Origin of the sequence: Bacillus sp. RHFS10, assembly GCF_016757475.1 — a bacterium.
GTDB classification, from domain to species: domain Bacteria; phylum Bacillota; class Bacilli; order Bacillales; family Bacillaceae; genus Bacillus; species Bacillus subtilis_G.
The window spans coordinates 1,309,306-1,330,644 of sequence record NZ_JAESPO010000001.1 but is presented as its reverse complement, the minus strand read 5'-3'; the positions used below and the strand labels follow the sequence as shown (position 1 = coordinate 1,330,644).

Sequence of the window (21,339 nt, the reverse complement as noted above, 5' to 3'; positions counted from 1 at the left end):
AAATAAGGTGACATAAAACGACAATATCTGTAATAGAGATTGTCTACAGTTAACGTACAGCGATGTTCTGACAAACCATTCATTTTTATAAGGAGGGATGACATTTTTTTTCAAAGCATGTTGAAAAAGGGGGATAAAAATGAGGAAAAAAACGAAAAACAGACTCATCAGCTCTGTTTTAAGTACGGTTGTCATTGGTTCAATGCTTTTTCCGGGTGTAGCCGGAGCAAGCAGCAAAAGCGCCTCAGCTTCTGTTAAAAAGGAGCTTCAATCTGCTGAATCCATTCAAAACAAGATCTCGAGTTCATTAAAGAAAAGCTTTAAAAAGAAAGAAAAAACGACCTTTCTGATTAAATTTAAAGATCAAGCTGACACAAAAAAAGCGGCAAAAGCGGCTGTTAAAAAAGCGAAATCGAAGAAGCTGACTGCCGCTAAGACGGAATATCAAAAGCGTTCGGCCGTGGTGTCATCTTTAAAAGTCACAGCCGATGAATCCCAGCGAGATGTCTTAACATACTTGAACAGCCAGAAAAACAAGGGGAATGCAGACCAAATTCACTCTTATTATGTAGTGAATGGGATCGCTGTTCATGCTTCAAAAGAAGTGATGGAAAAAGTGGCGCAGTTCTCCGAAGTGGAAAAGGTGCTTCCAAATGAGAAACGGCAGCTGTTTAAATCATCCTCTCCATTTAATATGAAAAAAGCGCAAAAAGCTGTCAAAGCAACTGACGGTGTGGAATGGAATGTAGACCAAATCGACGCCCCGAAAGCTTGGGCACTTGGATATGACGGAACTGGCACGGTTGTCGCGTCCATTGATACAGGTGTGGAATGGAACCACCCGGCTTTAAAAGAGAAATATCGTGGATATAATCCGGAAAGTCCTGATGAGCCGGATCATGAAATGAACTGGTATGATGCCGTAGCAGGCGAAGCAAGTCCTTATGATGATTTGGCTCATGGAACCCACGTGACAGGTACGATGGTGGGATCAGAACCCGATGGAACAAATCAAATCGGTGTAGCGCCAGGCGCAAAATGGATTGCTGTTAAAGCGTTCTCCGAAGATGGCGGCACTGATGCTGACATTTTGGAAGCCGGTGAATGGGTTTTAGCTCCAAAGGACGCAGATGGAAATCCTCACCCGGAAATGGCTCCTGATGTTGTCAATAACTCATGGGGTGGAGGCTCAGGACTTGATGAGTGGTACAGAGACATGGTCAATGCCTGGCGTGCGGCCGATATTTTCCCTGAGTTTTCAGCGGGAAATACAGATATCTTTATTCCGGGCGGGCCTGGTTCTATCGCAAACCCAGCAAACTATCCGGAATCGTTTGCAACTGGAGCGACTGATATTAACAAAAAGCTTGCTGACTTTTCTCTCCAAGGGCCATCTCCATATGATGAAATAAAGCCGGAAATTTCTGCACCTGGCGTTAATATTCGCTCTTCCGTTCCCGGCCAGACATATGAGGACGGATGGGACGGCACATCAATGGCAGGACCGCATGTGTCCGCTGTTGCTGCATTGCTGAAACAGGCGGATGCCTCACTTTCTGTTGATGAGATGGAGGATATTTTAACCAGCACGGCTGAACCGCTGACGGATTCAACATTTCCCGATTCTCCGAATAACGGATACGGCCATGGTTTGGTGAACGCTTTTGACGCTGTATCAGCTGTTACAGATGGTTTAGGAAAAGCAGAAGGACAGGTCTCTGTAGAGGGAGATGATCAAGAGCCTCCTGTCTATCAGCATGAGAAAGTAACAGAAGCCTATGAAGGCGCGAACCTGCCGCTGACTTTGACAGCTGAAGACAATGTAAGTGTGACATCTGTCAAACTGTCCTATAAGCTGGATCAAGGCGAGTGGACTGAAGTAACGGCTAAACGAATCAGCGGAGATCACTTGAAAGGAACGTATCAGGCGGAGATCCCAAACGTAAAAGGAGCTGCACTAAGCTATAAGTGGATGATTCAGGATTTTGGCGGCCATGTCGTTGAGTCTGACACATATGATATAACAGTGAAACCAAGCATCACGGCGGGCTATAAGCAGGACTTTGAAACTGAACCCGGCGGCTGGATTGCGAGTGGCACAAATAATAGCTGGGAGTGGGGAGTTCCGTCAGCAGGCCCAAATACAGCAGCTTCCGGAGAAAAAGTATACGGAACAGACCTGGCAGGAAACTATGGCAACTCAGCAAACATGAATCTCGTGATGCCTCCTGTTAAAGTGCCGGATTCAGGAAACCTGTTTCTCCAATTTAAAAGCTGGCACAATTTAGAGAATGATTTTGATTATGGCTATGTTTTTGTTTTGCCTGAAGGTGAGAAGAATTGGGAGCAGGCTGGCGTCTATAATGGAAAGACATCAAGCTGGATGGACGAAGAAATTGATTTATCCGCTTATAAAGGTCAAAACATTCAAGTCATGTTTAATCTTCAATCCGATGATAGCATTGCAAAAGAGGGCTGGTACATTGATGATGTAGTGCTTTCTGACAAATCGGCCGGAAAAACAGCCAAAAAGAATAAGCTGGGTGTTGAAAAGCCGTCTGGAAAGCAAAAGAAAAAGCCAGTGAATCCGAAAAAAGCTAAGCCATCTGCAAACACAGCGGTAAAAAACCAGAGTAAAGAGATACAGCCTCAAATTTTGCCGCTCAGGGCGCAAGTCAGTGTTATGGAAACAGGGAAATCAACATATTCAGATCAATCCACAGGGCAGTACACGCTGACGCACAAAGCGGGAGACTATACGCTTATGGCAGAAGCATACGGTTATCAATCGAAAACACAAAAGGTTTCTCTGCAGGCAGATCAGACGACACCAGCTAATTTTACGTTAGAAGAAATGAAGAAGGGCACATTAAAAGGCACGGTCATCAATAAAACGACAGGAGAGCCGGTAAAAGGAGCCTCTGTTTATGTTGTGGAGGATGCTGCGGTTGAACCGGCTACAACAAATGACAAAGGTGAATATACGCTTGAGGCCTATGAAGGCGCCTATACGATTAAAGTCGCTGCACCAGGTTATTACAGCGATGAATTTTCCGTTAATTTAAAAGGTAATGTTGTGAAGGAAACTGTACTGAAGCCTTTCGTCGGTTATCCGGGTGAGATTGCATATGATGATGGAACGGCGGAGAATGCCAATTCCTATTTTGCAGCCGGTAACGGATGGGCTGTCAAAATGACATTGGCTGACGGCAAAGACAAAGGCATGCTTACAGGAGGACTGTTTAGATTCTGGGATACAGAGTTCCCTGATCCTGGCGGCACAGAGTTTAAGGTTGAGGTATACGATGCTACAGGAGAAGATGGCGCACCGGGCAAGAAAATTGCCGGGCCATTTAACGCTGAAGCCCTTCGCAATGGCGAATGGACCAAGGTAGATCTCAGTTCAAAAGGGATTATGGTCGATAAAGATTTTTATCTCGTATATATCCAGTCGAAACCAGATCCATATTCACCAGGTCTGGCAATGGATGAAACCGGTCAGAATTCCGGCCGCAACTGGCAGTATATAGACGGAGAATGGCAGCCGGGTGACGAAGCTGACGGCAACTATATGATCCGCGCATTAGTTGATTATGAAGCGGCTGTACCTGAGATCACTTCACCGGCAGACAAATCATACACAAATAAGGAGAACGTCACCGTAAAAGGAAAAGCTTCTCCGGGAACAACGGTACACATTTATAATGGAAAGAAAGAAGCAGGAGAGGCGAGAGCTGCGGCGGATGGCACGTTTCAGGCAGGCGTATCACTCAGCGAGGGTGAAAATGAGCTGACGGCCACGGCATCAACAGACAATGGGACTACGGATGCTTCCAGCCCTGTCATGGTCACGCTTGATCAAGACAAGCCAGAATTGACGCTGGACAATCCAAAGGATGGCGAGAAAATAAATAAAGAAGCGCTGACTGTCAAAGGGTCTGTATCCGATGACAATCTAAAAGAAGTCAAAGTGAATGGCAAAAAAGCAACAGTATCTGAAGGTTCATACTCAGCCCGTATTCTTTTGGAGAACGGAAGCAATGAAATCAAGGTGACGGCAACAGACTTAGCAGGCAACAAAACGAAGAAAAAGGCTGTCATTGATGTCAACTATGACCAGCCTGTCATCTCCGGATTGATCCCGGGAGAGGACAAAATCTTAAAAGCCGGTGAATCTGTGAAAATCGCTTTCTCAAGCGCTAAAGACTTGGATGCAACGTTTGTCATTCGTATGCCGCTGACAAATGCAAGAGCGAGTGTGCAAAACGCCACCGAGCTCCCGTTAAGAGAAATTTCTCCGGGGCGATATGAAGGCTATTGGACAGCCACTTCTTCTATTAAAGCAAACGGAGCAAAAGTAGAAGTGATTGTACGTGATGATTATGGAAATGAAACAAGAAAAACAGCGAACGGAAAACTCTATATCAATACTGGAAATTAAGTGTAAAAAAGCTGCCGTCAAGGGCAGCTTTTTTTATGTATACTCTCATTTATTCCCTCGACAAATTAAGCAGTAATCCCTGAAAAATTGTATTTTCCTCTCAACATTAATTGACAGACTTTCCCACAGAGCTTGATTTATACTTATGAAACAAGAAGGGGAACAGCGTGATGCAAGAAAGAAAGGAGTCAGATGTGAAAATCTATTTAGATGTCATTTGGCTATTGAACTTTTGCTTTGATGCACTTTTGCTTTTGCTCACGGCATTTATTTTAAAACGGCATGTGAAAAAAAGAAGACTGCTAGGCGGAGCGTTCATCGGTTCAAGTATTGTTCTATTGATGTTTACTCCTTTTTCGCCGATCGTTGAACATCCGGCTGGTAAGCTGGCTTTTTCAGTTGTTATTGTGATGGTGACATTTGGCTTTAAAAGATTTCGTTATTTCTTTCAAAATTTGTTTTCCTTTTATTTTGCGACTTTTTTAATGGGGGGAGGAATGATTGGAGCCCATTCTTTGCTGCAGACCAATTCCGTTGTTCGAAACGGTGTCATGATGACGAATCAAACAGGGTTTGGAGACCCGATCAGCTGGTTGTTTATTGTTGCTGGCTTTCCAGTGTTATGGTTTTTTTCTAAGAGAAGAATTGAAGAGATTGAAACAAAAAACATTCAATATGAGGAACGAGTCAGCGTACAGGCTGATTTGGGCGGCCAAACGCTTCATGTCAGAGGGCTGGTTGATTCCGGTAATCAGCTGTACGATCCGCTTACTAAAACGCCTGTCATGATTATTCACCTTGATAAACTGGAACCGATTTTCGGAGCAGCCGAAACGATGATCATTCGAAACACAGATCCATTGGAAGCCACTCAGCAGCTCGATGATTCATTTCGCTTTTTGGATAAAATGAGGCTGATTCCATACAGAGGAGTAGGTCAGCAAAATCAATTTTTACTATGCGTTAAACCGGATCACGTAACGATTATGACAAAACAAGAAATGATTTCTGCGGATAAATGCTTAATCGGCATCAGCACAACAAAGCTATCTGCAGATGGCGAGTTTGACGCCATTATTCATCCTAAAATGCTCTCGGGCAAGGCCATCAAACACGTCTCATAATGTTCGCAAATGTCCGTTACTTATCATACTCAAACGACGTGACATTTAGAAGGGAGAGGAAGATGAAAAAACTGAAATTGCGATTGACGCACCTCTGGTATAAGCTGCTGATGAAACTTGGGCTGAAAAGTGATGAAGTCTATTACATAGGCGGGAGTGAAGCCCTGCCTCCTCCATTATCTAAAGATGAGGAGCAGGTTCTGTTAATGAAGCTTCCAAACGGCGATCAGGCGGCTCGCGCCATTTTGATTGAACGCAATTTGCGTCTGGTCGTCTATATCGCCCGTAAATTCGAAAATACAGGAATTAATATAGAGGATTTAATCAGCATCGGCACCATCGGATTAATCAAAGCTGTGAATACGTTTAATCCAGAAAAGAAAATCAAGCTGGCGACCTATGCCTCACGCTGTATAGAAAATGAAATCCTGATGTATTTAAGAAGAAACAACAAAATCCGGTCAGAGGTTTCCTTTGATGAGCCGCTTAATATTGATTGGGACGGCAATGAGCTTTTGCTTTCTGATGTGCTCGGCACGGACGATGACATTATCACAAAAGACATAGAAGCTAACGTAGATAAAAAGCTTTTGAAAAAAGCGCTTGAACAGCTTAATGAGAGGGAAAAGCAAATCATGGAGCTGCGGTTTGGGCTTGTCGGCGAAGAAGAAAAGACCCAAAAGGATGTAGCGGATATGATGGGAATTTCCCAGTCTTATATTTCACGTCTGGAGAAAAGAATAATAAAAAGATTGAGAAAAGAGTTCAACAAAATGGTGTAAAATTTTTTATAGTATAGAACCCTTGATTTTACAGGGATTTCCTGAATTCGACTGTTTTTCGATCTGAGTGCAGTGCATATTTTTCCCACCCAAGGAGATACTTAACGTTGTACAGCAGCTCCTGTAGGGAGGGAAAAAAGTGTCGAGAAATAAAGTCGAAATCTGCGGGGTGGATACCTCCAAATTACCAGTACTCAAGAATGAAGAGATGAGAAAGCTGTTTAGGCAGCTGCAGGATGAAGGCGATGATTCAGCGAGAGAAAAGCTTGTAAACGGGAACTTGCGTCTTGTCTTAAGTGTCATTCAAAGATTTAATAACAGAGGAGAGTATGTTGATGACTTATTTCAGGTCGGCTGCATCGGACTAATGAAATCCATTGATAATTTTGACCTAAGCCACAATGTTAAGTTTTCAACATACGCTGTACCTATGATAATCGGAGAGATCCGCAGGTATTTACGCGATAATAACCCGATTCGTGTCTCAAGATCACTCCGGGACATCGCTTACAAGGCACTTCAAGTAAGAGAGCGGTTAATCAGTGAGACAAGCAAGGAGCCGACTGCAGAAGACATCGCAAAAGTTCTTGAAGTACCGCATGAAGAAATTGTATTTGCGCTTGATGCCATTCAGGATCCGGTTTCTCTATTTGAACCGATTTATAACGACGGCGGAGACCCGATTTATGTGATGGACCAAATTAGTGATGAGCGCAATAAAGATTCACAATGGATTGAAGAGCTGGCTTTAAAAGAGGGCATGAGAAGACTGAATGATAGGGAAAAAATGATTTTGCGAAAGCGGTTCTTCCAAGGGAAAACACAAATGGAAGTAGCCGAGGAAATCGGGATTTCCCAAGCGCAGGTGTCCAGGCTTGAAAAAGCGGCTATCAAACAAATGAATAAGAATATCCATCAATAATGTAAAGCCTTTAAAACAATTTTTGTTTTAAAGGCTTTCTATTGATTTCGGACGGTTTACGTTTTGGAAAAAATAAGGTATCCTAGTTCGTACGAAGTTTTATGAAAATTTAAATAATTATAGAAGGCAGTAAAGAGGAGGACCACGATGATTTTGCAGCTTGACAATGTCTCATTAAAACGAAATGGGAAATGGATACTGAGGGATATCCATTGGAGGGTGGAAGAAAAGGAAAATTGGGTGCTTTACGGACTGAATGGCGCCGGAAAGACCGCACTGTTAAATATGCTTTGCTCATATTATTTCCCAACATCGGGCAAGATGCAGGTGCTTGGCCATGAATTTGGCAAAACAGAGCTTGGGGAGAAGCTCAGACGGAAAATTGGCCTCGTCTCAGCGGCTCTTCAGCAAAAATTTTATCCGGCAGATTCAGCATTTGAAATTGCTTTGAGCGGCGCTTACGCTTCAATTGGATTATATGAAACACCAAGTGCGGAAATCAGGGAAAAAGCGATTGGTTTGTTAGAGGACTTGGGAGCGATTGAATATGCCGACCGCCGCTATGAAACCCTTTCTCAAGGAGAAAAACAAAGAGCTTTGATTGCAAGAGCGCTAATGGCGGATCCGGAGCTGCTGATACTGGACGAACCGGTCACAGGGCTGGATTTTATTGCCCGGGAAAAGCTGTTAGACACGATTACATACATTGCAAACAAAGAAAATGCGCCATCGATCCTTTATGTGACTCATCATGCGGAAGAAATTTTGCCGGTCTTTGACAAAGCCCTTTTGTTAAAACAGGGAGAGGTCTTTAAATCCGGAGAAATAAAAGAAATGCTTACTGATCACATACTCTCGGCTTTTTTTGATACGCCAATCCATGTATTATGGAATCAGGGTCGGCCGTTTTTAACAAGAGCCGAGCCGATAACAAATGCCTGACAAACACATACAGACTCATCCTAGGGGTGCTTTTCGAAGCTGAGAGAGACATTGTCTCAACCCTTTTGACCTGATCTGGATCATGCCAGCGGAGGGAAGCGGTGAAAAAGCGGAGTACATAGGACTCTGTCTGTTTTTATCGAGCCGTTTCATAACATATGAAACGGCTTTTTGATTTTTAAGAAAGGAGCGGATCACATTGAATCAACAAATAGACTCTCTGATCAAAAAGGCGGAAGATCAAAAGGGGGACCTGATTGAGCTTGCAAAAACGCTGATTTCTTATCAGACACCTGCTCCGCCTGCAAGGAATACAGACGGCGTCCAGTCATGGATTGCAGGGTTTTTACATGACATGGGATTCTCGATCGATAAATGGGACGTGTACCCGGGAGATCCTAATGTAGTGGGTCTTCTTAGAGGAATGGATTCAGCCGGTTATCATAGCCTGATCATCAATGGCCATGTAGATGTTGCAGAGGTAAAAGAGAATGAGGATTGGGAGCATAATCCGTTTCACCCAATTGAAAAAAACGGTTTCTTAATCGGACGAGGCGCTTCAGATATGAAAGGCGGGTTGGCGTGTGTGCTGTTTGCGGTCAAATTGATTCGTGAAGCCGGCATTGAACTTCCCGGTGATTTGATTTTGCAATCGGTGATTGGGGAGGAAGTCGGAGAAGCCGGCACGCTTGAATGCTGCAAGAGGGGCTATCATGCTGATTTTGCAGTTGTCGCGGATACGAGCGATATGCATATTCAAGGCCAAGGAGGTGTCATTACAGGCTGGATCGAAATCAAAAGCAGTCAAACGTTTCATGATGGGACGAGGCGGAATATGATTCACGCAGGAGGAGGCACATTCGGGGCAAGCGCAATTGAAAAAATGGCAAAAATCATTGCGGGACTCGGTGAACTTGAGCGCCACTGGTCCATTATGAAAAGTTACCATGGCTTTAAACCCGGCACAAATACCATTAATCCGGCTGTTATTGAAGGCGGCAGACATGCGGCTTTTATAGCGGACGAGTGCCGGCTGTGGATTACGGTCCATTTTTACCCGAATGAAACCCATGACCAAGTGGCAGCTGAAATAGAAGATTACATCAACCGGTTGAGCGACAGTGATATTTGGCTTAGGGAAAACCGTCCTGTTTTTAAGTGGGGAGGCTCATCTATGATTGAAGACAGAGGAGAAATTTTTCCGGCACTGGAAGTTGACCCCAGCCACCCAGGCGTCTTAGCGCTTACAGCGTCTCATGAGGAAGTGAAACGGGAGCATCCGGTTATTGACGTTTCTCAATCCGTTACAGACGGGGGATGGCTGTTTAATGCCGGGATTCCAAGCGTGATCTACGGTCCTGGCGATCTGCACAATGCACACTCTGTGAACGAGGAGGTATCGATTGAGCAGCTGGTGGATTACACAAAAATCATGCTCGATTTTATCATTAGATGGTGCAGCGGTAAAAAAGAACAGTAACCATGAAAATTTTTTCTTGCTGACAAGGTTCAGCCCGCCCATTCATATACTTGAAAAAAGGACGGAAAAAGGACGTGATGGAATGATCAGCATCTCAGAATTTCAGGTGAAGGATGTTGTCAATGTCTCAAACGGGAAAAAGCTGGGGAGCATTGGCGATATCGATATCAATGTGACTACTGGTAAAATTCAGGCGATCATATTAGGGGGGAATGGGAAGGTTCTCGGATTTTTTGGAAAAGAAGAGGAATTAGTCATTCCATGGCGAAATATAGTAAAAATCGGGGAAGATGTGATCTTGGTCCGATTAAGTGAACCGCATGCATAAACCTGCTTGTCTGTTGCTGATTGGAAAATGCCGGAAGTCTCGTTTCTTCCGGCACATTTCATTTAGAAATATGCAAATCGGCGCTCAACGAATGCAGAAAGATGTGGTAAAATAAGTGGGAAATTCCGCTTTTTTAAATGTTTGTCGAAAGGTTGGATCATCATGAATACATATCACCCATTCAGTCTTACCACACCCTCGACACTCATGATACAAGACTGGACACAAACGAATCAAAACAACAGAGAAGTCATTGCCGGATTTACTACGAAAAACGGCGGTGTCAGCCAAAAGCCTTTTGAATCGTTAAATACAGGATTGCACGTTCATGACAAAGATGCAGATGTAGTTAAAAATCGCGAATATATTGCCGATATGTTTAATATTGATTTGCAGTCTTGGGTATTTGCTGATCAGACACACGATAATCGCGTTCAAAAAGTGACGCAGAGAGATAGGGGAAAAGGCGCCCGTGAGTATCACACGGCTCTGAAAGCAACGGACGGGCTCTACACAAAGGACAAGAATGTGTTTTTGGCATTATGCTTTGCTGATTGTGTGCCTCTTTTCTTCTATGATCCGGTTAAATCGCTTGTCGGGGTCGCCCATGCCGGGTGGAAAGGCACTGTCAAACAGATTGGGAGAGAAATGGTGAAGCGATGGACCGAGCAGGAAGGGTCAAATTTATCGGATATCTATGCTGTTATTGGACCGTCTATCAGCGGAGCATGCTATACGGTAGACGACCGTGTCATGGATGCTGTCCGGGCATTGCCGGTTTCGGCAGGACGTGCCGTTAATCAGACGGAAAAGGCACAATATCAGCTTGATCTGAAAGAGCTGAACCGCCTTATACTGATCGACAGCGGTTTGGCAACTGAACAGATCTCTGTCAGCGGTTTATGCACGGAAAGTGAGCCGTCTCTTTTCTATTCTCACCGCCGTGATCAGGGGAAAACTGGACGGATGATGTCCTTTATCGGAATGAAGGAGGCATAAAAGATCTTGCGTGTTGTTGATCATTTACGACATATAAACGAACGAATAAACGAAGCATGTAACAGATCGGGCCGCAGCTCCGATAAAGTTACGGTTATTGCAGTCACAAAATATGTATCGCCTGAAAGAGCACAGGAGGCAGTGGATGCGGGCATCACCTGCCTCGGAGAGAATCGGGATGCGGAACTGCTCCGCAAACAGGAAATCATAAAAGGGAATCCGGAATGGCATTTTATCGGCAGTCTGCAATCAAGAAAAGCAAAAGCCGTTGTCAATGCGGTTTCCTATATCCATTCCTTAGACCGGCTCTCATTAGCGAAAGAAATTGAAAAACGGGCTGAAGGTACTGTCAAGTGCTTTGTGCAGGTCAATACCTCTCTTGAGCCTTCTAAACACGGCATGAAAAAAGAAGAAGTCATACCATTCATACAGGAGCTTTCCGGTTTCGAACATATCGTTGTGGCCGGACTGATGACAATGGCTCCGCTGACTGATGAGCAAGATCAGGTCAGAAGCTGTTTCCGATCGCTGAGAGAACTCCGTCATCAGGTTCAGGAGCTGAAACAGCCGAACGCTCCGTGTACAGAACTGTCGATGGGCATGTCAAATGATTTTGAAATTGCAATTGAAGAAGGGGCTACTTATATTAGAATCGGCTCATCGTTAGTCGGAAATGAAACAGGGGGTGTACAGCAATGAGTATGAAAAATAAACTGAAAAACTTTTTCTCAATGGAAGATGAAGAATACGAATATGAATATATTGAGACAGAGCGGGAATCTGACGAAGAGCAGCAGGAGCAAAAAGAAAAGCCGGCTTACGCTGCTCATAAACCTGCGGGCAAACAGAATGTAGTGAGCTTGCAAAGTGTTCAGAAATCCTCTAAAGTGGTGTTGAGTGAGCCGCGCGTTTATGCGGAGGCACAGGAAATAGCCGACCATTTGAAGAACCGGCGGGCAGTGGTCGTCAATCTTCAGCGGATCCAGCATGACCAGGCTAAGCGGATTGTTGACTTTTTAAGCGGAACCGTTTATGCCATCGGCGGCGACATTCAAAGAATCGGCTCGGATATTTTCCTCTGCACGCCTGACAACGTAGATGTATCAGGCACAATTTCTGAGCTCATATCTGAAGACGAACATCAGAGGTGGTAAAGCCAGATGATCCTTTATCAAGTTTTTTCGGTTTTAAGCTTATTAATCACAATATACTCATTTGCCCTGATCATATATATTTTTATGTCATGGGTGCCGAGTACGAGGGAAACAGCTGTCGGGCGTTTTTTAGCTTCGATTTGTGAACCATATCTCGAGCCATTCAGAAAAATCATCCCACCAATCGGAATGCTGGATATTTCTCCGATCGTGGCTATTCTTGTGCTTCGGTTTGCGACAACTGGCTTGTGGGGGCTTTATCGCATGATTGCGTTTTAAAGTGACAGTTTGATAGGGGGCTTGGCAGCAGCCAAGCCTCTTTACATAGAAGGGAAAGACGATGAGCGATATATATCAGCACTTCAGAAAAGACGAGCGGGCCTTTATTGATCAGGCGCTCGAATGGAAAAGCATTGTCCAGGAACAGTACAGGATGAAGCTGACCGACTTTTTAGACCCCCGAGAGCAGGTCATCCTCTCTGCTGTTACGGGACAGGCAGACGTCGGGCTTGCTTTTTCCGGCGGCTATGGCAGAGCTGAGCGAAAACGGGCGATTCTGTATCCAGAGTACATCACGCCGGAAGAATCGGATTTTGAACTGCAGGCGTTTAACGTCCGTTATGCTGAAAAATTTGTCTCAGTAGATCACCGTTCTCTGCTTGGTGCATTAATGGGCATAGGCTTAAAGCGGCAAAAGTTTGGTGACATCGTGTTTTCTGAGACATCAGTGCAATTGATTGTCTCAGCCGATACCGCAGATTTTGTGGCTGCACAGCTGACCCAAGCAGGCAAAGCGGCGGTCAGCTTAGAGAAAATTGACTTGTCAGACCTTAACATTCCCGCAGTTGATGTCGAAATAAGAGATGACACGGTTTCTTCTTTAAGGCTTGATGCCGTCTGCGCCTCTATGAGCAGGCAATCCCGCCAGAAATCACAGACGCTTGTGAAAAACGGCCTCGTGAAAGTGAACTGGAAGGTAGTTGAAGATCCTTCATACATGGTGGCAGAAGGGGACATGCTGTCTATCAGAGGCTTTGGCCGGTGCAGCTTGACAAAAATCGAAGGAAAAACCAAAAAAGACAAATGGAGAGTTACGTTTGAACGACAAAAATAGTCGGTTTTTCAGTTTTTTTCTCCATCTGTGCGAAATTTGTTTTATAATGTGAACTAGATAACCGTACTGAAATGTAAAAATGGAGGTGGCATCATGCCATTAACGCCAAATGATATTCACAACAAGACGTTTACAAAAAGTTTTCGCGGATATGATGAAGATGAAGTAAATGAATTCCTAGCGCAAGTCAGAAAAGATTACGAAATTGTTCTCCGTAAGAAAACTGAGCTTGAAGCGAAAGTCAATGAACTTGATGAAAGAATCGGACACTTTGCCAATATTGAAGAAACGCTGAATAAATCGATTTTAGTTGCTCAAGAAGCGGCTGAAGACGTAAAACGCAATTCTCAAAAAGAAGCAAAGCTGATCGTTCGGGAAGCGGAGAAAAATGCTGATCGCATTATCAACGAATCTTTATCAAAATCAAGAAAAATTGCAATGGAAATTGAAGAGCTGAAAAAGCAGTCTAAAGTTTTCAGAACACGTTTCCAAATGCTGATTGAAGCCCAGCTCGATCTTTTGAAAAATGACGATTGGGATCATCTGCTTGAGTATGAAGTCGACGCAGTATTTGAGGAAAAGGAATAAATTTTCTGATCATCTTGACATTTTCTTAGCTTGTCGAATATAATACGTTCATAAATTCAGATGAAAAGACGGTTGAAAGGGACAGTCATGTTTCCTTCAGGCCTTCATAGCGACCCGGAGATGGTGAGAGTCCGGGATGGCCGGAATCATGTAGATCAGCCCTTAAGTTTCCTTTCTGAACTCACAGTAGGTTAGGACGTTCATCACGTTACGATGCTCGAGAGGAAAAAGCGTATGCTGATGCTGGCTTTTTCTAAAAGGGTGGTACCGCGAGATAAGCTTTCTCGTCCCTTATGGGATGAGAAGGCTTTTTTTATTTTCTGAAAAAATGCAGTGGAGGAATGAAAATGGATTTTAAAGATACGCTCTTAATGCCGAAAACAGATTTCCCGATGCGAGGAAATTTGCCAAACCGTGAGCCTGACATTCAAAAGGAATGGGAAGAAGAGGATATTTACCATCTTGTGCAGGAACGGACGAAAGACCGCCCGAAATTTGTTTTACATGACGGACCTCCGTATGCAAATGGAGACATCCATATGGGGCATGCGCTTAACAAAATTTTGAAGGACTTCATTGTCCGCTATAAATCAATGAGCGGCTTCAACGCGCCGTATGTACCTGGCTGGGATACACACGGGTTGCCGATTGAAACGGCTCTCACAAAAAACAAAAAAGTCAACCGCAAAGAAATGTCAGTAGCGGAATTCCGCAAACTGTGTGAAGAGTACGCTTGGAAGCAAATCGAGGGACAGCGTGAGCAGTTCAAACGCCTTGGTGTCCGCGGTGACTGGGAAAACCCATATGTGACATTAAAACCGGAATACGAAGCGCAGCAAATCCGCGTATTTGGTGAGATGGCAAAACGAGGCTACATTTATAAAGGTCTGAAACCGGTTAACTGGTCACCTTCAAGTGAGTCTGCGTTGGCTGAAGCTGAGATCGAATATCAAGATAAACGTTCAGCATCTATTTACGTGGCTTTTGGTGTAAAAGACGGCAAAGGCGTTCTTGAAAACGGCGAGCGTATTATTATCTGGACAACAACGCCTTGGACAATTCCGGCGAACCTCGGAATTTCAGTGCATCCTGATCTTGAGTACAGCGTGATTGCAGTAGGTGAAGACCGCTTTGTCGCAGCAAGTGCTTTAGTCGAAAATGTTGCGTCTGCATGCGGGTTTGAGCAATATGAAGTGACAAGAACGATCAAAGGGAAAGACCTTGAGAACATTATCGCTGAACATCCGCTATATGGCAGAGACTCTCTTGTTATGCTTGGCGAACACGTGACAACTGATGCCGGAACAGGCTGTGTTCATACAGCGCCGGGACACGGGGAAGATGACTTTATCATCGGCCAAAAATACGGTTTAGATGTGCTATGCCCGGTTGATGCAAAAGGTGTAATGACAAGCGAAGCTCCAGGCTTTGAAGGCATGTTCTACGATGATGCGAACAAAGTGATCACACAGCAGCTTGATGAAAAAGGCGCGCTTGTGAAGCTTGAATTTATTACTCACTCTTATCCGCACGATTGGAGAACAAAAAAACCAACCATTTTTAGAGCGACAGCGCAATGGTTTGCTTCAATTAAAGATTTCAGATCAGACCTGCTGGATGCCGTTAAAGAAACCAAATGGGTTCCTGAATGGGGCGAACAGCGTTTGCATAACATGGTTCGTGACCGCGGAGACTGGTGTATTTCCAGACAGCGTGCGTGGGGTGTGCCGATTCCGGTATTTTATGCTGAAAACGGAGAACCGATTATTACAGATGAAACCATCGAACATGTTTCTGAATTGTTCAGGCAGCACGGATCAAACATTTGGTTTGAAAAAGAAGCGAAGGATCTTCTTCCGGAAGGTTTTGCGCATCCTGGCAGCCCAAATGGCACATTTACAAAAGAACAGGACATCATGGATGTTTGGTTTGATTCAGGCTCTTCCCATCAAGCGGTGCTTGAAGAGCGTGAAGACCTCGTTCGCCCGGCTGATTTATATCTAGAAGGATCTGACCAATATCGCGGCTGGTTTAACTCGTCTCTTTCTACAGCGGTAGCCGTAACAGGAAAAGCGCCATATAAAGGTGTGCTCAGCCATGGGTTTGCACTGGATGGAGAAGGACGTAAGATGAGTAAATCAATCGGTAACGTCGTTGTTCCAGCCAAAGTCATGAAACAGCTTGGTGCTGATATTTTGAGATTATGGGTGTCTTCAGTTGATTATCAGGCGGATGTTCGCGTGTCTGACGCCATTTTGAAGCAGGTTGCTGAAGTGTACCGTAAAATCCGCAATACGTTCCGTTTTCTTCACGGAAACCTATTCGATTTTGATCCAAAAACGAATGCGGTGGCTGTCGAAAATCTTCGCGAAGTGGATCAGTATATGCTGATTAAGCTGAATAAACTGATTGATAAAGTGAAAAAAGCGTATGACGAATACGAATTTGCGGTTGTGTATCACAGTATCCATAATTTCTGCACAATCGAATTGAGCTCATTCTATCTTGATTTCGCAAAAGATATTGTGTACATCGAGCATGCGGATCATCCGGACAGACGCAGCATGCAGACAGTATTCTATGAGACGCTGCTTGCATTAGTGAAGCTTTCAGCTCCTATCCTTCCTCATACGGCTGACGAATTATGGTCTCATTTGGCATTTGTTGAGGAGCAGAGCGTTCAGCTGACAGATATGCCGGAAACAATTACGGTTCCAAACAGCGAAGCGACAGAAAATAAATTTGACCGCTTTTTGGCTCTTCGTGACGATGTGCTAAAAGCGTTAGAAACTGCCCGAAATGAAAAAATTATCGGTAAATCATTGGAAGCAAATCTGAAATTGTATCCAAACAAAGAAAACCAAGAGCTATTAGCTTCCATTAAAGAAAATCTTTCTCAGCTGTTTATTGTTTCTGAACTGACAATCAGCGAAGAAAATGAAGCGCCGAACGATGCCCAAAGCTTTGCGACAGGTAAAATCGCTGTCGAGAAAGCTGAAGGCGACATGTGTGAGAGATCACGTGTGATTTCAAAAGACGTGGGGGCAAATCCGAAATACCCTACACTTTCATTGCGAAACGCTGAAATCGTTGAAAAATACTATCAAAAATAATGGAAAAGAGCCCGGCGTAAAAGCCGGGCTTTTTTGTGCCAAGAGTGACATCGATTAGAACAGCAGGAAAAATCTTATGGGCTTTAGATCATCATTCACAGGCAACAATATAGGTACTACGTTAAGAGCAGGAGTTGTGATGAATGAATGATCAACTGACCGCAATTTATACGGAACTTCTTCTGATGAAAGAAGAACTACAGTCGAGATTATTTGAGTATTCTTGCTTTCAGGCTTCAACAAGTCCGCAAGCAGCAATCAATCATAAACAAAAAGCAACTCTGATCTATCACATTAAAGAAGAACTTCAAGACGTTCTCCTCGCATTGTCCAAAGTCGAAAACGGCACATTCGGATACTGTGAAGAAACCGGGGCTCCCATTCCTCTTTCAAAGCTTGCTGTGCTGCCGACAGCCCGTACAGCAAACGATTTTCTTTATTCTGTCCAATTTGAAAAAAAAACGCTTCCGTTGTGGAAATCAACGGATATTGAATATGGACAGGCACTGTATGAATAACAGTGCCTGTCTGGTTTATATGCCTGATATTTCTTTACTCCAGTGCTTTTTATTGATAAAATGCATAATGGACTAAAGTAACCGTAAACTGGAGGAACGTTTGTGCTGTATTATATCATTGCACTTCTTATTATTGCAGCCGATCAATTGACAAAATGGCTTGTCGTTAAGAATATGGAACTTGGACAAAGTATTCCGGTCATTGATCAGGTATTCTATATCACCTCCCATCGCAATACGGGTGCTGCATGGGGGATATTGGCCGGTCAGATGTGGTTTTTCTACCTCATTACAACCGCGGTTATTATTGGCATTGTTTATTACATACAGCGTTATACTAAAGGACAAAGGCTTCTTGGCGTAGCTCTCGGACTTATGCTCGGCGGTGCCATCGGCAACTTCATCGACAGGGCTTTCAGACAGGAAGTTGTGGATTTTATCCATGTTATTATTGTGGATTACAATTACCCGATTTTTAATATCGCGGACTCTTCACTATGTGTCGGCGTCATGCTTTTATTTATACAAATGATGTTGGACAGCGGGAAAAAGAAAAAGGAGCAATAGCATGAATCAAATTGATATAACCGCCTCAGAAGAACAAAAAAGTGAGCGGATTGATAAATTTCTGGCATCGACTGAGAATGATTGGTCGAGGACCCAAGTACAGCAATGGGTGAAAGACGGACAAATTGTCGTAAACGGAAGCCCCGTAAAATCAAATTACAAAATTCAGCCAGGTGATCAGGTGACCGTCACTGTACCTGAGCCGGAAGCGCTCGACGTGCTGGCAGAACCTATGGACCTGGATATTTACTATGAAGATCAGGATGTGCTGGTCGTCAATAAACCGCGCGGAATGGTTGTTCACCCAGCTCCTGGGCATCTTACGGGCACACTTGTAAACGGCCTTATGGCTCATTGCACGGATCTTTCCGGAATCAATGGCGTGATGCGTCCGGGGATTGTTCACAGAATCGATAAGGATACGTCAGGCCTGTTAATGGTGGCGAAAAATGATATGGCGCATGAGTCACTCGTGAACCAATTGGTCAACAAAACGGTCACGCGCAAATATACGGCGGTTGTCCACGGGCTTATTTCTCACGATGACGGCACTATTGACGCGCCGATCGGACGGGACAAGAAAGACCGTCAAAGCATGACTGTGGCGCGTGAAGGCAAAAACGCAGTCACTCATTTTCATGTGCTTGAGCGTTTTCAGGATTTTACGTTGGTGGAATGCCAGCTTGAAACTGGGAGAACGCATCAAATTCGTGTTCATATGAAATATATTGGATTTCCATTGGCGGGCGATCCAAAGTACGGGCCGAGAAAAACGATCGATTTTAACGGCCAGGCCCTTCACGCCGGTATTTTAGGTTTTGATCATCCTCGCACCGGCGAATATGTCGAATTTGAAGCGCCGCTTCCGGAGGATATGGTCCAATTAATCGAAAACCTCAGAAAAAACGGTTGACAGACTGTTTCTTTTCTGAAATAATAAACGAAGCTGAATAGATTCTTTAAAACAGTCCAGAGAGGCTGAGAAGGATAACGGATAGACGGGATGCGTATATTATGCGCACCTTGTCCTAAAACCCCTCTATGCTCTGGCAGGAGGGGTTTTTCTTCTATATGAACTGTGAGGTGTCACACATTGAATCAAAAAGCTGTCATTCTCGACGAACAAGCAATCAGACGGGCGCTGACCAGAATTGCTCACGAAATGATCGAACGCAATAAAGGTATGAATAACTGCATCCTTGTCGGCATTAAGACAAGAGGGATTTACTTGGCGAAACGCCTTGCGGAGCGAATCGAGCAGATTGAAGGAAGTCCTGTAACAGTCGGTGAGATTGATATTACCCTTTACAGAGACGATCTTTCCAAAAAAACGAGCAACGAAGAACCGCTAGTGAAAGGTGCAGATATTCCGGTAGACATCAACGATCAAAAAGTCATTCTTGTTGACGATGTCCTGTACACCGGAAGAACGGTCAGAGCCGGTATGGATGCGCTTGTTGATGTAGGTAGACCTTCCTCCATTCAGCTTGCTGTGCTTGTTGACAGAGGACACAGGGAGCTGCCGATCCGAGCGGATTATATCGGGAAAAACATCCCGACATCAAAGGCTGAAAAGGTTATGGTTCAGCTTCATGAGGTAGATCAAAACGATCTCGTGGCCATTTATCAAAATGAATGAATAATAGATCACCTTTTTAAAGGCAATCCAGAGAGGTTGCAAAGAGGTGCACAACAAAGCCCCCGAAAGAATACGGCGGATCTTTGTATGCCTCTTTGCGTGAAAAATAGCAAAGAGGTTTTTTTTACAGTCATTGAGTCATCCTAAAATGAAAGTCAACGATCAGGGGGAAAATCATCATGAGTAAGAAAAAAGTAAATTTAGGAGTCAGGGATGTCCCGACACCTTTCTCGTGGGTTTCATTCAGTCTGCAGCATTTATTTGCCATGTTTGGCGCAACAATTTTGGTTCCGAAGCTAGTTGGAATGAGTCCTGCTGTGGCATTGGTGACAAGCGGCATCGGGACACTCGCTTATCTGCTTATTACGAAAGGGCAAATTCCGGCGTATCTCGGTTCATCCTTCGCCTTTATTTCTCCGATCATACTGGTCAAAGCGACCGGCGGCCCGGGAGCGGCAATGGTCGGAGCGTTTCTTGCAGGGGTAGTGTACGGGCTGATTGCCTTATTGATCAGACAGCTTGGAACAGGATGGCTGATGAAGGTTCTTCCTCCTGTGGTCGTAGGACCTGTTATTATCGTCATTGGGCTCGGACTGGCCAGCACTGCGGTAAACATGGCGATGTACGCTGATCCGAACGCGAGTGAATTGGTTTACAGCTTAAAGCACTTCAGTGTAGCAGGCGTTACGTTGGCGATTACGATTATTTGCGCGACTTTCTTACGAGGGTTTTTAAGCCTGATTCCGGTTCTGATCGGCATTATCGGCGGATACTTGTTTGCCCTTACTCAAGGGATTGTCAACTTCCAGCCTGTGCTTGACGCGAAATGGTTTGCGGTGCCTGAGTTTATCATCCCGTTCAAAGACTATTCACCGTCAGTCACACTTGGCATCGCAGCGGCAATGGTTCCCGTCGCGTTTGTGACAATGTCAGAGCATATCGGCCACCAAATGGTGCTGAGCAAAGTTGTCGGACAAGATTTCATTAAAAAGCCGGGGCTTCATCGCTCTATTATGGGTGACAGCGTGGCGACAATCCTTGCTTCCCTGATCGGCGGTCCGCCGACAACGACTTACGGGGAAAACATTGGCGTGCTGGCCATCACAAGAGTATTCAGCGTCTTTGTCATCGGCGGCGCGGCAGTGATTGCCTTATGCTTCGGTTTTATCGGCAAAATCTCAGCGCTGATCAGTTCAGTGCCGTCAGCGGTAATGGGAGGCGTCTCCTTCCTGCTGTTCGGAATCATCGCTTCGAGCGGTCTGAGAATGCTGATTGATAACAAAATTGATTATGAAAACAACAGAAACCTCATTATCACATCGGTGATCCTTGTGATCGGTGTAGGAGGCGCGTTTATCCAAGTGTCTCAAGGAGGATTCCAAGTGTCGGGAATGGCGCTTGCAGCAATTGTCGGTGTCATCTTAAACCTGATTCTTCCGCAGGCGAAGGAAGAGCAGGTTGACACATCTGAACAACATCATATCTAAAACCTTTTAATGAAAGTCCAGAGAGGCTTGGAAGGGTTATAAAGAGAAGGAAGCTTCAATGCTGCCCTCTATTTAACCTTACCCCGAGTCTATCTTAGACCGGGGTTTTTTCAGCCTTAAAGTTGAAATGAGAGGGGAAAA

General features: G+C 44.5%; 19 protein-coding genes, 1 riboswitch and 1 other annotated feature. All 19 genes read left to right on the top strand.

Going from position 1 to position 21,339, the window contains the following annotated elements; genetic code table 11:
• Nucleotides 1-139 precede the first annotated feature (139 nt).
• The 19 genes from JMN17_RS06335 (at nucleotide 140) to pyrP (ending at nucleotide 21,198) form a co-directional block, all read left to right on the top strand.
• Nucleotides 140-4,441, top strand: coding sequence for a S8 family peptidase (locus JMN17_RS06335; RefSeq protein WP_087992133.1), 4,302 nt, complete (start codon nucleotides 140-142; stop codon nucleotides 4,439-4,441).
• A gap of 194 nt (nucleotides 4,442-4,635) precedes the next feature.
• Complete coding sequence (spoIIGA, locus tag JMN17_RS06330) at nucleotides 4,636-5,565, top strand: sigma-E processing peptidase SpoIIGA (protein WP_202327736.1); 930 nt, start codon at nucleotides 4,636-4,638, stop codon at nucleotides 5,563-5,565.
• Nucleotides 5,566-5,627: 62 nt separating this feature from the next.
• Nucleotides 5,628-6,347, top strand: coding sequence for an RNA polymerase sporulation sigma factor SigE (sigE, locus tag JMN17_RS06325; protein WP_003221446.1), 720 nt, complete (start codon nucleotides 5,628-5,630; stop codon nucleotides 6,345-6,347).
• A gap of 139 nt (nucleotides 6,348-6,486) precedes the next feature.
• Nucleotides 6,487-7,269, top strand: a complete 783-nt coding sequence (gene sigG, locus JMN17_RS06320) for an RNA polymerase sporulation sigma factor SigG (protein WP_003221449.1) — start codon at nucleotides 6,487-6,489, stop codon at nucleotides 7,267-7,269.
• Nucleotides 7,270-7,416: 147 nt separating this feature from the next.
• Nucleotides 7,417-8,211, top strand: coding sequence for an ABC transporter ATP-binding protein (locus tag JMN17_RS06315; RefSeq protein ID WP_087992132.1), 795 nt, complete (start codon nucleotides 7,417-7,419; stop codon nucleotides 8,209-8,211).
• A 12-nt stretch (nucleotides 8,212-8,223) separates the two neighbouring features.
• Nucleotides 8,224-8,325, top strand: a riboswitch (TPP riboswitch).
• A gap of 85 nt (nucleotides 8,326-8,410) precedes the next feature.
• The gene (locus JMN17_RS06310) at nucleotides 8,411-9,691 is read left to right on the top strand and encodes an acetylornithine deacetylase (RefSeq protein ID WP_087992131.1); all 1,281 of its coding nucleotides are present in this window, start codon (nucleotides 8,411-8,413) and stop codon (nucleotides 9,689-9,691) included.
• Between the two features lie 82 nt (nucleotides 9,692-9,773).
• Nucleotides 9,774-10,019, top strand: coding sequence for a YlmC/YmxH family sporulation protein (locus JMN17_RS06305; protein WP_003232153.1), 246 nt, complete (start codon nucleotides 9,774-9,776; stop codon nucleotides 10,017-10,019).
• 162 nt (nucleotides 10,020-10,181) lie between these two features.
• Nucleotides 10,182-11,018 (top strand): peptidoglycan editing factor PgeF, encoded by an 837-nt coding sequence (pgeF, locus tag JMN17_RS06300; protein ID WP_087992130.1) that lies wholly within the window; start codon nucleotides 10,182-10,184, stop codon nucleotides 11,016-11,018.
• A gap of 6 nt (nucleotides 11,019-11,024) precedes the next feature.
• Nucleotides 11,025-11,717: a YggS family pyridoxal phosphate-dependent enzyme gene (locus tag JMN17_RS06295; RefSeq protein ID WP_087992129.1), complete on the top strand. Its 693-nt coding sequence runs from the start codon at nucleotides 11,025-11,027 to the stop codon at nucleotides 11,715-11,717.
• A complete protein-coding gene (sepF, locus tag JMN17_RS06290; protein WP_141113407.1) occupies nucleotides 11,714-12,172 on the top strand; it encodes a cell division protein SepF in 459 nt (152 codons plus the stop codon). Before JMN17_RS06295 ends, sepF begins: the two co-directional genes overlap by 4 nt.
• Nucleotides 12,173-12,178: 6 nt before the next feature.
• Complete coding sequence (locus JMN17_RS06285) at nucleotides 12,179-12,451, top strand: YggT family protein (RefSeq protein WP_087992128.1); 273 nt, start codon at nucleotides 12,179-12,181, stop codon at nucleotides 12,449-12,451.
• A 61-nt stretch (nucleotides 12,452-12,512) separates the two neighbouring features.
• Nucleotides 12,513-13,286: a YlmH family RNA-binding protein gene (locus tag JMN17_RS06280; RefSeq protein ID WP_087992127.1), complete on the top strand. Its 774-nt coding sequence runs from the start codon at nucleotides 12,513-12,515 to the stop codon at nucleotides 13,284-13,286.
• 93 nt (nucleotides 13,287-13,379) lie between these two features.
• Entirely contained in the window at nucleotides 13,380-13,874 is a 495-nt protein-coding gene (gene divIVA / locus JMN17_RS06275) for a septum site-determining protein DivIVA (RefSeq protein WP_003221468.1), read from the top strand.
• Nucleotides 13,875-13,936: 62 nt separating this feature from the next.
• Nucleotides 13,937-14,169 (top strand) — a binding site (T-box leader).
• A gap of 52 nt (nucleotides 14,170-14,221) precedes the next feature.
• Nucleotides 14,222-16,987: an isoleucine--tRNA ligase gene (ileS, locus tag JMN17_RS06270; RefSeq protein WP_202327699.1), complete on the top strand. Its 2,766-nt coding sequence runs from the start codon at nucleotides 14,222-14,224 to the stop codon at nucleotides 16,985-16,987.
• Between the two features lie 143 nt (nucleotides 16,988-17,130).
• Nucleotides 17,131-17,505 carry a sporulation-related RNA polymerase-binding protein YlyA gene (gene ylyA / locus JMN17_RS06265; RefSeq protein WP_087992125.1) on the top strand — a complete coding sequence of 125 codons (375 nt, stop codon included), beginning with the start codon at nucleotides 17,131-17,133 and terminating at the stop codon, nucleotides 17,503-17,505.
• Between the two features lie 102 nt (nucleotides 17,506-17,607).
• The gene (gene lspA, locus JMN17_RS06260) at nucleotides 17,608-18,072 is read left to right on the top strand and encodes a signal peptidase II (protein WP_087992124.1); all 465 of its coding nucleotides are present in this window, start codon (nucleotides 17,608-17,610) and stop codon (nucleotides 18,070-18,072) included.
• A 1-nt stretch (nucleotide 18,073) separates the two neighbouring features.
• A complete protein-coding gene (locus JMN17_RS06255; RefSeq protein WP_087992123.1) occupies nucleotides 18,074-18,985 on the top strand; it encodes an RluA family pseudouridine synthase in 912 nt (303 codons plus the stop codon).
• Nucleotides 18,986-19,165: 180 nt separating this feature from the next.
• Nucleotides 19,166-19,711: a bifunctional pyrimidine operon transcriptional regulator/uracil phosphoribosyltransferase gene (gene pyrR / locus JMN17_RS06250; RefSeq protein ID WP_087992122.1), complete on the top strand. Its 546-nt coding sequence runs from the start codon at nucleotides 19,166-19,168 to the stop codon at nucleotides 19,709-19,711.
• Between the two features lie 179 nt (nucleotides 19,712-19,890).
• Nucleotides 19,891-21,198, top strand: a complete 1,308-nt coding sequence (gene pyrP / locus JMN17_RS06245; protein ID WP_202327698.1) for a uracil permease PyrP — start codon at nucleotides 19,891-19,893, stop codon at nucleotides 21,196-21,198.
• Nucleotides 21,199-21,339: the final 141 nt, after the last annotated feature.

Excerpts from the sequence above, each read along its gene's own strand:
- JMN17_RS06335 (WP_087992133.1), top strand. The coding sequence starts at position 140 with ATGAGGAAAAAAACGAAAAACAGACTCATCAGCTCTGTTTTAAGTACG.
- sigE (WP_003221446.1), top strand. The coding sequence starts at position 5,628 with ATGAAAAAACTGAAATTGCGATTGACGCACCTCTGGTATAAGCTGCTG.
- JMN17_RS06315 (WP_087992132.1), top strand. The coding sequence starts at position 7,417 with ATGATTTTGCAGCTTGACAATGTCTCATTAAAACGAAATGGGAAATGG.
- JMN17_RS06305 (WP_003232153.1), top strand. The coding sequence starts at position 9,774 with ATGATCAGCATCTCAGAATTTCAGGTGAAGGATGTTGTCAATGTCTCA.
- pgeF (WP_087992130.1), top strand. The coding sequence starts at position 10,182 with ATGAATACATATCACCCATTCAGTCTTACCACACCCTCGACACTCATG.
- sepF (WP_141113407.1), top strand. The coding sequence starts at position 11,714 with ATGAGTATGAAAAATAAACTGAAAAACTTTTTCTCAATGGAAGATGAA.
- JMN17_RS06285 (WP_087992128.1), top strand. The coding sequence starts at position 12,179 with ATGATCCTTTATCAAGTTTTTTCGGTTTTAAGCTTATTAATCACAATA.
- JMN17_RS06280 (WP_087992127.1), top strand. The coding sequence starts at position 12,513 with ATGAGCGATATATATCAGCACTTCAGAAAAGACGAGCGGGCCTTTATT.
- divIVA (WP_003221468.1), top strand. The coding sequence starts at position 13,380 with ATGCCATTAACGCCAAATGATATTCACAACAAGACGTTTACAAAAAGT.
- ileS (WP_202327699.1), top strand. The coding sequence starts at position 14,222 with ATGGATTTTAAAGATACGCTCTTAATGCCGAAAACAGATTTCCCGATG.
- ylyA (WP_087992125.1), top strand. The coding sequence starts at position 17,131 with ATGAATGATCAACTGACCGCAATTTATACGGAACTTCTTCTGATGAAA.
- JMN17_RS06255 (WP_087992123.1), top strand. The coding sequence starts at position 18,074 with ATGAATCAAATTGATATAACCGCCTCAGAAGAACAAAAAAGTGAGCGG.
- pyrP (WP_202327698.1), top strand. The coding sequence starts at position 19,891 with ATGAGTAAGAAAAAAGTAAATTTAGGAGTCAGGGATGTCCCGACACCT.